The sequence below is a fragment of the Macrococcoides goetzii genome (genome assembly GCF_002742385.2).
Taxonomy (GTDB): domain Bacteria; phylum Bacillota; class Bacilli; order Staphylococcales; family Staphylococcaceae; genus Macrococcoides; species Macrococcoides goetzii.
In genome coordinates this window covers 66,357-79,780 of the sequence record NZ_MJBI02000002.1, presented here as the reverse complement: position 1 = coordinate 79,780, position 13,424 = coordinate 66,357, and the positions used below count along the sequence as shown (strand labels likewise).

The following is a 13,424-nucleotide window of genomic DNA, read 5'->3' as shown; positions in this document are numbered from 1 at the left end:
AATTATCACCTATTTCTTAATATATGCTTCTTTATATTCTGTAGTTCCTACGAAGTGGATGATTCTATTTTTTAATTGAGGATTTGTAAGTCTAGCTGTCCCTCTTTGATAAAGTGGTAGAATTACAGCGTCTCTTAAGAAGAGATTTTCGGCTTTTTGCATCGTTGTCCATCTCACATCCGGTTGTGTAACTAAATCCGTTTTACTTTGCAAAATATATTCATCAAACTGTGGATTATTATAGCCCGTTTCTTTAGCAGTTGTATCCGAAACAAATAAATCTAGAAATGTCATTGGATCTGGATAATCTGGACCCCATCCGGTATATGCGATGTCGTATTCTCCTTTTTTAGTTAACGCTATTTTCTGCTTAGATGGCTGTTGTTTAATTTTAATTGTTACACCTGGTAAATTCTTTTCAATTTGTTCTTTAAAATATTCCGCATCTGTTTTTGCATTTTCCTGATCAAAAGTTAACAAAGTCAATTGAATATTATCAGTATTAAGCTCTTTCTTCGCTTTACTTAAAGATGATTGTGCTGCTTTTAAATTAAATGAATATGGTGCCTCTACTCCGTCATTGAAATCTTTATTATTGCTATCCGTAAACACTTTATTCGGTGTAAGTTTATCAGCAGGAACAGAGCCATTATTTAATAAAGTTTTAACGTACTTCTCTTTATCCATAGCTTGGGACAATGCTATCCTTAAGTTTTGATTGCTTAGGTATCTATTTTTTAAATTAAACTGCATGTAGAATAATGCTGAGTCTAATCTTGTACTGAAAGCCTTATCTGTTTTATACTTATCAACTTTTTCTGAACTAATCGTTACTGCATCTAATTTATTTGTTTCAAATAAATTTAATGCTGTCTGTTCGTCTTTAATGACTTTATAATTAATCTCTTTTAATTTAACTTTTTTGTGATCCCAATAATTTTTATTCTTAACTAACTTTAATTTGTTTTCAATTTTCCATTCTTTCAATATAAATGGTCCGCTAAATAATGCATTTTTTACTGTCGTTCCATATTTTTCACCCTGTTTTTCTACAAATTCTTTAGACACAGGTAGAAATGTTCCAAATGTCAATAATTCTTTAAAATAAGGTACTGCCTGTTCTAATTCTATTTTTAATGTATAATCGTCCACTGCTTGAATGCCCAAACTGTCCGGTTTCATCTTACCTTCATTTATCGCTTTTGCATTCTTCACATCGTACATAATATATGCATATTCTGAAGCTGTTTCAGGATTAACTACGCGTTGCCATGCATATACAAAGTCATTTGCTGTCACAGGTTTTCCATTACTCCATTTATTATTTTTTCTTAATTTAATTGTATAGACTTTACCATCTTTTGAAACTTTAGGATCTTCTAGTGCCATTGCAGGCTCCGCCTTTTCATTCTTGTTTAATCTATATAATCCTTCTTGTGTTGCATTCAATATTTCAAAAGCAAATGCGTCAACAGCAAGTCCTGAATCTAGCGTTGCCAAATCACTTCCTGATTGTAACCTTAAGGCATCACTATCCACCTCTTTTGAGTTACTACATCCCATCAATATCATACTAAGCAATAAAAAATATAATAACTTTTTCATATTGCACCTCCAAAGTTTGAATTTTCAGATAATTATTAGTTTAAAAATTGTAGGCTGGATAACCAACCTACATTAAAATTCATATCGTTTACCTGATTTAATCGTAGATATCACATCAAAATCATTATTTAAAATAGCAATGTCTGCATCTTTTCCAATCTTAATGGAACCTTTTTTGTCATCTACTTTCAAAGCGATTGCCTGATTCAAACTCGTTACTCGCCAAAGCGCTTCTAAATCCTTACCACTAAAGTGAATCAAATTTTTTAAACCTTGGTTCATTTTCAACACGCTACCCGCTAAAGATCCAGTATCGATTCTTGCAACACCGTCTTTTACAGTAACTTGCTGTCCACCTAAGTCATAAATACCATCAGGCTTCCCTTTAGCTCTCATTGCATCTGTAATTAAATAAAATTTATCATTACCTTTTGCTGTTATCGCAAGCTTGGCACTTGCTGGATGTGCATGTAATCCATCAACAATCATTTCTGTATGGATTTGATCATTGGTTAACGCCATACCCACAACACCTGGTTCACGGTGCATAAATCCTGAGCTGCCATTGTATAGATGTGTAATATGCTTTGCACCTATCTTTACTGCATGTTCTGCTTGTTCATATGTTGCTGCTGAATGACCGATCGAAAATATAATTTCAGGAAAGCTTTCTACCAGTGATTCTGCTCCTTCTTTTTCAGGTGCAAAGGTCACAATTTTTATAAGGTTATTTGCGTGCGTCTGAAATATTTTAAGTTGCGAACTATCAGGTTTTTGAACATATTCAGGATTTTGTGCACCTATTTTTTTTTCAGAAATAAACGGTCCTTCTAAGTGTATACCTAAAATTTCTGCTCCTTCATAATCTTCTTCATAAACACGACTGATATTCGCGAGCGCTTGCATAATATTTTCATTTGACTGTGTCATCGTTGTAGGAAGGAACGACGTTGTTCCTTCACTAAGCAACGATTTCGATAAGTGCAATAATCCTTCATATGATGCATCCATCGCGTCTTCACCGTAACCACCATGAATATGGATATCAATAAATCCAGGCAATACAAATGCATTCATATAATCGTGCAATAATAGTTCACCAGTATAGTCTCCATGTTGAATGTCTTCAATTTTTTCATCATTAATTACAACATATCCATTTATTATTCCGTCTTCAGTAAAGATATTTTTACTTCTAATGACATAACGCATGAAATCATCTCTTTCCTATTCATCTTCATCAAAAGAAGCAAGCATTTCATTTACATGAACGACATATTCTTTTGATTTCTCGATAATATTTGCTTTTTCTCCTATCATTCTACCATTAATATAAGTAATCACCATAGGAAGACTCATTCCTGCGTATAATTCAATATCCTCACCTTGCATGATAAGTTTTGAGACTGCATTACAAGGTGTGCCACCTAGAAGATCCGCAAAGACAACAACTGAATCTGCTTCTTTACGTGCTTCATCAAACTTACTGATAAATTCTTCTTCACCATATTCTGGATTTAATGATACTGCATAGAGATAATCCTGTGGCCCGAGTATCATTTCAGTGCTTTCTTTTAATCCTTTTGAAAAGCCACCATGACTTACTAAAATTAATTTCTCCATTCTGTTCACTTCCTTACATTTTGCCTAATACACCTAATGCTGATAATATAACTGAAACAATTAATACTATAAAGATAGCACGCGTTGAGTTCATATTTTTACGGCCTAATAACCAGTACACACCTAATACAATAAGTAATGGTACTAAACGTGGTAAAATCATATCAATATTATTTTGAACGTTGATTGTTAAATCACCTATTTTAGGAGCCCATACGAACTTCACTCTTACCATCGTTGCGACAAGTGCCCCTACCATGAATACTCCGAGCATCGTTGCTGCATTGGTTAATGCTTCTAATCTATGTTGCATTGTTGTTACTAATGAAATACCTTCTTTATATGCATATTCTAACTGTTTCCAACGGAAGACCATGATTAAAATTTGAGCAAATAGCCAAATGAATGCACCAATCGGATTTCCGTTTACTGCCATATTTGCTGCTAAAGCCCCAAAGATTGTTGGCACTAAAGAACCGAAGATTGAGTCACCGACAGCGGCAAATGGTCCCATTAATCCAGTTTTTAAACCTGCAACTGAGTCTTTAGATTGATACCCTTCTTTACTTTCAATAGCTAGATCGATACCAGTAATTGTTGTATTGAAGAAGTTACTCGTATTAAAGAACTGTGCATGTGTTTTCATCATTTCTTTCAATTCAGGTGTATCATCACCATACATTTTTCTTAGTTGAGGAAGAATTGTATAAAGATAACCTGAACCCTGCATTCTTTCATAGTTCCATCCTAATTGAAATGTTAATAATGAACGACGGTTAATTTGATTAAAGTCTTTTTTAGTTAATTCATAAGGTTTATGCACTACTGGTGTTGCTTTTTCATTAGAGTTCGTCATCTTCAATCTCTCCTTCCTCAATTACATTCGCAGAAGTTGTTGTTCCTGCAAGTTTCGGTTTAACTTCAATTGATTTTTTATATTCCATGATTGCAAATGCAAGACCTATTAATGCAATAGCAAGCATTGGTAAGTTTGTTGAGGCATTAACAAAGTTTTTGTCTAATCCGCTTACGGCACCACTAAGTCCACTAATACCATCAAAGATTGTTACAAAGATTGCTGCAAGTACAAATCCGATAATAAAATGTGGTAAGTGCTTTCTTACAGGTAAATAACGTAACAGGATCGCAAATCCGACTGCTGGTAATACAGCACCCGCCACTGTTAAACCATCTCCAAGCCATTTTAAATCTGTATTCAAATAATTAACCACAGCTTTTACTAGCTTACCTCCAAATGCAAGTGCTAAGAAAACCGGAATCATACGTGATAAAGACCAAGGTACCATACCAAGTAAGAAGTTACGTTCGATACCTTTATAATCCATTTGTTCAATTTTAGCATCTACTCGGTGTGCAAAGAACGTGTTGGCAAAACGTGCTAAAATATCTGTTTGAATCATTAAACTTGCTACTGGCACTGCTAATGTTGCAAGTGCTTGTTGAGGACTCATCCCTAATGCTGATGAGAAGGCTACTGCAAGAATTGTACCTGAGTTTGCATCGATACGGCTTGCTCCACCAAATGTTCCAACCCCTAAAATTGTAAGTTGCATACTACCACCAATAATTAAACCTGTCTTGATATCTCCCATAATTAATCCTGAAATTAATCCTGCAAAAACAGGTTGGCTTAATGATGAATAAATTTGTAACTCATCTAGAATTTGATAACCAGCGTATAAAGATAATAATGCTATTTGCCACCATAAAATCTCCATAATATTTCACCTCTGTTTATATTTTTTATTTTTTCTTATTACTTAATCAGTTTTTTAATAATGCCATAAAATCATTGACGCTATCATTAGGAACCATTTGATTCACTATTTTTACACCTTTTTCATTTAACTGTTTAAATACTTCAACATCCTCATCGGTAACGTTAATTGACTTTGTAATTGATTTCGTTTCTGATGTTTGTGACATATTACCAACATTCAGTATGTCAATCGGTACACCATATTCAATTAATCTTAAGAAACGATCAGGTTTTTTAGCGATAATCATTAATCGTTGTGAATCATATTTTCCAGCTAAAATATTATTTGCAGCTTTTTCTACAGGAAGTACTGATAATTTAATACCTGCAGGCGTTGCTAACTTTAAGCCGCTTTTATCGATATCACTTTGTGCTACTTCATCATCAATTACCATGAAACGTGTAATATTTAACTTAGTACTCCATAAGTTTGCTACTTGTCCATGTATGAGTCGTCCATCAATACGATTTGCAATAATTGTCATTTAAATCATTCCTTTTCTAGTAATATATTTTTATGTGCTGTTCTTGTGCTTAATATTTCTGCATATTTTCCTTCTGTATCGAACACAACAATTTCATTTTTACCATGTTTTAATAACGATTTAGAAATATATAAAGATACAATCGGTCCTTTTTCCCAGTAACGTCCTAGATTAAAACCGTTGATAAATGCAATACCTTTTCCGAAATCACTCATATCCAGATACGTATCAGCAATTTCATCTAAATTAAATTCATAGCGATAAAATGCTGGTGTGTTATCAACAAAACCACGAGTATAATCAATCTTTTGTATACGATCAAAATCAATCGCATATTGTTTCCAATGGTTGACAAAGTGTAAATCCATCATCAATCCCTGGCCTAATCCTTTATACTGTGTACTTGCAAATAATTTATAGCCATAATTGACACGGCCCATATTTTCTACTAATACATCAATTTGATTATGTTCCTCTAACGGCAACGTGAATTCTTCACCAATTTCTTGTTGATAAGCTGTATATTTCAGTTGATGATTTAAAAATAACTGGACCCTATCACGTGCATCAATTATTTTAAATTTCTCCTCATCTATCGAGCGTTTTACTTCTGTTCGATATAATACATATCCATATGGATGATCTAATGCTTCAAATGATTGTGGATATAAACTTTCAGTAATCGTTGAAATATCATCTAGTACATTATGCAGACTTACTTTATCCTTAAGACGAATATCAGTTACTGCAATAGATGGATGTGTAATTGGGTCTTGTTGTTCTATATTCGTTAAAGTTTCTTTCAGCATTTTCTGAAGTTCAAAATATTTAGCTGTAGGATTACCTGCTTCATCTAACGGCGCATCATAGTCATACGAAGTAATTTGAGGTAGATCTACCGTACCACGTGCTGAACAGCCATTAAAGAATCCGAAGTTTGTACCGCCATGGAACATATATAAATTGACATGACCACGTTCAACCGCAATCTTAACTTGTTCAGCTAAGTCAGTTTTATCACGTTTAATAATTTTATCTCCCCAACGATTGAACCATCCATCCCAGAATTCCATGCATACGATTGGCCATTGTTTATTATGCTTTTTCATAAATGCTTCTAAATTATCAAAGTGCTGATCTGTTCTCGAACCAAAATTACCAGTAGGTAGTACACCTTCTTCAACTAAATGCCCAGCATCTAGACACTGCTTCCATGCCCCGTCCGAAGTAAATAAAGGTACAGTTACACCATTGGCAATCATCATATCTTTCAATGCTTTTAAATATTTTTTATCTTCATAAAAAGAACCATATTCATTTTCAATTTGAAACATAAGTATCGGCCCACCATTATCCACTTGTAATGGCGTTAAAATTTTAAATAAAGCCTTATAATAATTATTCACTTTTTCCAGATAAACAGGATCTGAAGTACGTATTTTCATATTTTTATCTTTCAAAAGCCAGGCAGGCAATCCGCCAAATTCCCATTCTGCACAAATGAATGGAGAAGGGCGTACAATCACATATAGACCAATCGACTGCGCGAGTTCAATAAAATGTTTTAAATCTTTATTGCCCGAGAAATCAAATTGTCCTTCTCTTAATTCATGCCAATTCCATGGGACATATGTTTCAACTGTATTAAAGCCAAGCGCCTTTAAATTATATAGTTTATGTTCCCAATCTTCTCTGACACTTCTAAAGTAATGGATTGCTCCTGACAATAGATGAAACGGCTGCCCATCAAGCTTGAATGTTTCTTCAACTTTAAACCTACTCATGATTTCACATCCTTTTATACTAATGGTGTGGCATTTTTAAGATTGACTTCATTTAAATTATTTAAATTCTCTAATCCTTTGCTTAATAGCCAAGATTTTGCAGCATCTTGTCCTTCATTTAAAAATACCTCTGTACCAGCTTTCCATGTTGCTCTTCCACAAAGAATACCGTTAAATTTAGAACCACTTTCATTTGCAAAGATAAGCGTTTCATTGAATAACTCTGGTGAAACACCTCCACTTAAATACACAAATGGAAGATGTGTTGCTGCTGTTTGTTCCTTAAAGAACGCTGCTGCTTCTTCTTTTGTATAAACAAAATCATCACCATAACCTTCAACATAATTCATGTTTACAGGAACTTCTACTTTTAATACATCTACATTAAATCTGCTATCACTATATTTCTTCATTGCTTCGATCACTTTACGTGGACGTACTTTCGCAAAATCTTTTCCTTTTTCATCGCCGATTTGATCATCATAGACTAAAATCTCAAGCAATAAAGGAACATTCTCTGCAACACACTCACTACCTACACGTTCAACAAATGCTTCCTTTACTTTATTGATATCATCTGATTCGTCTACATCTACGTATATCAATAATTTAATAGCGTCTGCACCACGTTCAACAAGATTTTTTACTGAGCAATCCTGTACAAGTCTCGGAAATCTTCCTGGTCCAAGCTTTTCATAACCTGTTTGTTCGTATGCCATGATTAAACCAGCTTGGCTTGATTTCTTACCTGCTGCTGTAAAGCCGTATTCAGGATCAAGTAAGATTGCTGAACCATGCGGTGATAATGTTTCAGCTACCAATTCTTTATAGATTGCTAAATTCTCATCTGTACCTTTTTCTCCTAATAATTTTCTTAATGCGCCACGTTGATCCACAGCAACTGCTGCAAAGATGCCTTTATCATCTAATAATTTACTTAAATCTTTTGTCATTATATTTTCTCCACCTTTATCTTATCTATTAATTCATTGATTTGAGATAAACTGATATAACCTGTCTGCTCATTCATCGCGTTGGAAATACCACATGCCATAGCAAATTTAATCATCATTTCGTCAGCAAATAAATTTTCTATCCCATATGCTATACCTGCTACTGTACTATCTCCTGAACCTACAGGATTAACTATTTGCATATTAGGTATATGCGCGCGATATAAATGATTATTTCTTTTAATCAATGCACCGTTTCCACCGAGCGTTAAAAATACATCCTTGTTTTGAAATAAAGGATCATGCTTTAACACGTCAATTCTTTGTTCCAAATGTTCGCATGTAAAGCCAATTAACTCATCAAACTCTGTTTCATTAGGCTTTATACAGTGCACTTCATCGTATTGCAATAACTGTTGTAATTCTGATGCTCTTACATCAACAATATTGTAATTTGACTCAATGCTATTAAGAATTGTATGCGTATGCTCTAAAGGCGTAGCATCTTCTAGAATCGGAGTACTACCGCTTATAACTTGTACATTGCAATGTTGCTTTCGTTTTAGTTTGTGGATATATTCTTTCTGGTAAACTTTTTTTATTAACGGTCCAGATTCTAAAATCTCTGTCTGATGTAGACCATCATTTATCGCAATACAAATTCTTGATTCTCCGTCAGTTTCAATAAATTCATTAGATAATGTAATATCTTCTAATTTAGTTTTTATTGTCTTACCATTATTACCAGCGATATAACCCATAAGTAATACATTTTCTTTAAGCTGATTAAGTACTTTTGCAACGTTAATTCCTTTACCACCAGCATTTTTAATAACTGTATTCGGTCTATGCACTTGTCCTATATTTAAGTGGTCAATTTGATACGTAATGTCTATAGAACTATTAAATGAATGTACAAGAATCATTATTTACCTTGCTCATACGGATAAATTTCTACACCTTTAACCACTCTGTTAATAAAACCATCCGGTGAAGGATTATCTGGATTCAAACCATTTTTCACTGATGTATAAGTTGCAAATAGTTGACCGAAAGTTAAATAGATTAAAGCGCGTTCTATACCTTTAAACTGACTGATAACTTGACCGATATCATTATGATCTTCATCTAATACCAATACTTCATAATTCTTTTCACTGTTACTCACTTCTTTTACTAAATCCACTTCGTATTGCTTAATATAAGGTTCATTATGAGCAAGCAGAATAAATAAAGAACCATCCTTTAATCCAGCTTTTGGACCATGTCTGAAACCTAGCGTCGTTTCACGCGCAATCTCAATTTTTCCTGCTGAAAGTTCATTTAATTTTAAACTTGTTTCTCTCGTGATTGCTCCATTTTCTTTACTACCAACATAAAATACCTTTTTAAATTCTTTTTCACTAACATGTTTTGCAAATGCTTCAATGTCAGCAAACTTCTCTTCTGCATTCGATGTAAAAGTAGATGAAACATCACCGATAAAGAGTAGATACGCAGTAAGCAACATTGTTGAGAAACTAGAAGTCATTGCTAATGATTTATCATTCGTTTCTTCTGGAAGAATTACTTTAAATGCCTTCTCACCTGTATATTTCGCTAAATAACCATCCTTGTTATTTGTAATAAATACGTGATAAACATTGTCAGATAATTGATCAGCAAGTTCTACCGAACCTTTCGTTTCCGGACTATTACCAGAACGTGCAAATGAGACTACTATAATTGATTTATCAGGATTTAAATAATTCTCAGGATTGGTAACAAAATCAGTTGTTGCTACTGATTCAACTTCAAAATCATGAAATCTATCTGACAGATACAACGTTCTCAATGTATCACCAACATAAGCAGATGATCCTGCACCCGTAAATAAAATCTTAACCGCTTTGCCCTGAGCTTTAATACCTTCAATGAAGTCATTAAAGCTATCCTTTTTCTCATCTACCAATTCGACTGTTTTTTGCCACACCAAAGGTTGTTGTTTAATTTCTTTGTACGTATGTGTATCATGTAAATTCATTGCTTTCTCCTCCATAGGTAATAATGTTATAACCACTTGGTTTAAAAAATATAGAGCTTATAAGAGCTCTACAGTATATTTATACTCATCACCTACAACTAAACTACGTGTATATTCAACAATTTGTCCTTTTGAATATGCGTAACGCTGTATGTACATTGCAATATGCTTTGGTTTCTTATTGAGTAATTCCGCTTCTTCTTTCGTTAAAATCGTTGCTTCTAACGTTTCATGCGCACTATCAATTTGTATTTGATATTCATTGGATAATGTTTTGTATAAAGATACCTTATTAAAGTTAAACTTATCCAGATCTGGCGCTAAAGATTGTGGAATATAGCTATATTCAAGTACTAACGGCTTATCATTTGCAAGCCTTAAACGTGTTAGTTTGAAGACATGGGCATTGAGCATTAACCCTGTTCTTTTATGAATATAGTCGTTTACCCTTACTAACTGTATATCCAGCATTTTTGTAGAAGGCTTGTCGCCTTTTTTTATAATTTCGTCACTGAAACTATATAAATTGTTTAAAATTTGATTATATTGAGACGGTAACACATAAGTACCAATGCCTTGTTTACGTTGAATAATACGTTCATCTTCAAGTAAATCAAGAGCTTGTCTAATTGTAATTCGACTCACATCATATAATTCACAAAGCTTTCTTTCTGATGGAAGTTTATCACCTACCTGTAATTCACCATTATCAATATTATTTCTTATTTTCTCTGCAATCTGTAAATATAATTGTACTTGTGATTTCATAGCAAACTCCCCTACTGGTTATAACCAATTAAATTATAATTCTATTTTTTTATTTTGTAAAGGTTTTCATTTTTTTATTTTTAATTTTTTCTATATTTGTATACTATACATTAAACACTTTATTTCACTATTTATTATAGCAACGTTTTTCAAGAAAAAATATTTATTATAAATTTTAATAATAAAAAAAGAGCAACATTCATAATGTTCCTCTCAATGGTAAAATAAATCATTAGAAATTTTATTCAATGATTTTAATTCTTTTTTTTAGTATGGTGACTTCACAATTCTCATTTTTTTAACAATCGTTTTAAAATCTTTAGAAGATTGATATTTCAAATAATTTTTCATACTATATTTTTTTCCGCCTTTAACTAATGTTTTATAATCAATAAGTGATTGTGTACCACCTATAACAATTGTACTATCACTGACACCAATAATTGTTGCAAAGTTTCCTTTTGAAATCTTGGTGCTATAAAAACGCATATTCTTTGGTGCGCCTTCTATCTTTCCACTATTAAATACATCGAAATTTTTGCTGTAATGTTTAGAAATCCCAGTTGGACCATATGTAACGAATTTTCCTGTAACAACTTCTTTTCTTGTAAATGAATATGTCCCAATATCTTTTGTAAAATAAGCCAGTGCAATTTTTGATTTCTCATCAAGTTTCTTCGTTGTTGCAGCTTCTGCATTTTCCAAACTAAATGCTGTACTTAATAATATTGCACCTGTTAAGGTAACTACTAAAGTTTTTTTCATTTTTTGATCCTCCAGTAAATTTATGTAATTTTCTTTTTCATTATATAAATTACAATCTTGCAAATCAATCTAATATTTTAAATATATTGGCATTCTAACAAGCAAACTTGCTATATCTCATCCATCTTAATGTTAAGATGAAACTACAATATCCTTTCAAGGAGGTTCACATGTTTAATCTTCGTTTCGACAACTCATATTTAAAGTTATGTGATGACTTTTATGAAATTGGTCAGCCCGACAAACCTGCTCAGCCTAAAGTTGTTATATTTAATACAAAATTAGCAGAACAACTTAATATAGATGTATCCATTCAGGATCATCCTGAATACTTATCAGGAAAAGAGATACTGCCTGGAAGTCTACCTGCTGCACATGCATATGCCGGACATCAATTTGGTCATTTCACAATGCTTGGAGATGGGCGTGCACATGTACTTGGTGAACATTTGACAGAAGATAATAAGCGTTATGATATACAGTTAAAAGGTTCTGGTCGTACAATCTTTTCTCGTTCAGGCGATGGGCGTGCTGCTATTGGTCCGATGCTTAGAGAATATATTATTAGTGAAGCGATGTATCAATTAAATATTCCTACTACAAGAAGTCTTGCAGTATCCCTTACCGGAGACAATGTTTACCGTGAAACATCTTTACCAGGTGCTGTACTTGTTCGTATAGCTCAAAGTAATTTACGCGTCGGCACATTTGAATATGCAGTGCGCACTGAGAATAAAGATAATATTAAACAATTAGCAGATTACGCGATATCACGTCATTATCCGGAAATACAGAATGATTATAATCCATATCTTTCTTTACTTAATAAAGTGATTGAAAGGCAAGCTTCTCTTATCGCAAAATGGCAATCAATTGCATTTATCCATGGTGTAATGAACACGGATAATATGACGATTAGTGGTGAAACAATAGATTATGGTCCTTGTGCTTTTATGGACACATATCATCCATCTACTGTATTTAGCTCAATCGATCAATATGGTAGGTATGCTTACGATAATCAGCCTAGTATCGCACTTTGGAACTTAACACGCTTTGCTGAAACGCTTATTCCATTAATTGATGATGATGAAACACAAGCAATACAATATGCAGAAACTGCACTTGGTACGTTTCAGGATTTATATGTTTCTCATTATATGAAACGCTTTGGTCAAAAGATTGGCATTGAGAACATTCAACAACAAGACTTCCAACTCGTGATTGATTTACTGGCATTATTAGAGAAATATGAACTCGACTTTACGAAGACTTTCAGAAGTTTAGCGACTCACACATTTAAAGAAGAAGTATGCTTTAAACACGATGATGTTCAAGCCTGGTATAAACGATGGGAAGATATTATTCAGCAAGATACTACAACCGATGCATTTAGTTTAATGCAATCCGTCAATCCTTCAGTAATTCCAAGAAATCACCTTGTAGAAGAAGCACTGAGTGATGCTACACTTGCTCAGGATTATACGAAGTTACATCAATTACTTGACGCATTGAGTCATCCTTTTGATGATTATCATGAGGCACAGTATTTAAGTCCAGCTCCTCCGACTGACAGAGTGTATCAGACGTATTGCGGGACATAAAAAGCATAGTATAATATAACAAGGACATTATACA

The 13,424-nt window shown here is 33.3% G+C and carries 13 protein-coding genes; 1 reads left to right on the top strand and 12 read right to left on the bottom strand.

Going from position 1 to position 13,424, the window contains the following annotated elements:
* Window positions 1-9: 9 nt before the first annotated feature.
* From BFS35_RS05850 to BFS35_RS05795, 12 genes are all read right to left on the bottom strand, one after another.
* On the bottom strand, window positions 10-1,605 hold the full coding sequence (locus BFS35_RS05850; RefSeq protein ID WP_099579424.1) for a peptide ABC transporter substrate-binding protein: 1,596 nt from the start codon (window positions 1,603-1,605) through the stop codon (window positions 10-12).
* Window positions 1,606-1,677: 72 nt separating this feature from the next.
* A complete protein-coding gene (gene nagA / locus BFS35_RS05845) occupies window positions 1,678-2,817 on the bottom strand; it encodes an N-acetylglucosamine-6-phosphate deacetylase (protein WP_099579426.1) in 1,140 nt (379 codons plus the stop codon).
* A gap of 15 nt (window positions 2,818-2,832) precedes the next feature.
* A complete protein-coding gene (locus BFS35_RS05840; protein WP_099579428.1) occupies window positions 2,833-3,228 on the bottom strand; it encodes a PTS sugar transporter subunit IIA in 396 nt (131 codons plus the stop codon).
* Window positions 3,229-3,241: 13 nt separating this feature from the next.
* Window positions 3,242-4,084, bottom strand: a complete 843-nt coding sequence (locus tag BFS35_RS05835; protein ID WP_099579430.1) for a PTS system mannose/fructose/sorbose family transporter subunit IID — start codon at window positions 4,082-4,084, stop codon at window positions 3,242-3,244.
* The gene (locus BFS35_RS05830; protein ID WP_099579432.1) at window positions 4,071-4,967 is read right to left on the bottom strand and encodes a PTS mannose/fructose/sorbose/N-acetylgalactosamine transporter subunit IIC; all 897 of its coding nucleotides are present in this window, start codon (window positions 4,965-4,967) and stop codon (window positions 4,071-4,073) included. The genes BFS35_RS05835 and BFS35_RS05830 overlap by 14 nt, the downstream gene beginning before the upstream one ends.
* A gap of 46 nt (window positions 4,968-5,013) precedes the next feature.
* Window positions 5,014-5,493 (bottom strand): PTS sugar transporter subunit IIB, encoded by a 480-nt coding sequence (locus BFS35_RS05825; RefSeq protein WP_099579434.1) that lies wholly within the window; start codon window positions 5,491-5,493, stop codon window positions 5,014-5,016.
* Window positions 5,494-5,498: 5 nt separating this feature from the next.
* Complete coding sequence (locus BFS35_RS05820; RefSeq protein ID WP_099579436.1) at window positions 5,499-7,277, bottom strand: glycoside hydrolase family 35 protein; 1,779 nt, start codon at window positions 7,275-7,277, stop codon at window positions 5,499-5,501.
* 14 nt (window positions 7,278-7,291) lie between these two features.
* A complete protein-coding gene (locus BFS35_RS05815) occupies window positions 7,292-8,230 on the bottom strand; it encodes a tagatose 1,6-diphosphate aldolase (protein ID WP_099579438.1) in 939 nt (312 codons plus the stop codon).
* Window positions 8,230-9,156, bottom strand: a complete 927-nt coding sequence (locus BFS35_RS05810; RefSeq protein WP_099579440.1) for a 1-phosphofructokinase family hexose kinase — start codon at window positions 9,154-9,156, stop codon at window positions 8,230-8,232. The genes BFS35_RS05815 and BFS35_RS05810 overlap by 1 nt, the downstream gene beginning before the upstream one ends.
* A complete protein-coding gene (locus BFS35_RS05805) occupies window positions 9,156-10,253 on the bottom strand; it encodes an SIS domain-containing protein (protein ID WP_099579442.1) in 1,098 nt (365 codons plus the stop codon). Before BFS35_RS05805 ends, BFS35_RS05810 begins: the two co-directional genes overlap by 1 nt.
* A 57-nt stretch (window positions 10,254-10,310) precedes the next feature.
* Window positions 10,311-11,021, bottom strand: a complete 711-nt coding sequence (locus BFS35_RS05800) for a GntR family transcriptional regulator (protein WP_099579444.1) — start codon at window positions 11,019-11,021, stop codon at window positions 10,311-10,313.
* Window positions 11,022-11,288: 267 nt separating this feature from the next.
* Window positions 11,289-11,786, bottom strand: coding sequence for a hypothetical protein (locus tag BFS35_RS05795; RefSeq protein WP_099579446.1), 498 nt, complete (start codon window positions 11,784-11,786; stop codon window positions 11,289-11,291).
* A gap of 170 nt (window positions 11,787-11,956) precedes the next feature.
* On the opposite strand from BFS35_RS05795, the gene BFS35_RS05790 reads away from it, so the two are divergent.
* The gene (locus tag BFS35_RS05790; RefSeq protein WP_240628392.1) at window positions 11,957-13,390 is read left to right on the top strand and encodes a protein adenylyltransferase SelO; all 1,434 of its coding nucleotides are present in this window, start codon (window positions 11,957-11,959) and stop codon (window positions 13,388-13,390) included.
* The last annotated feature ends 34 nt before the right edge of the window (window positions 13,391-13,424 follow it).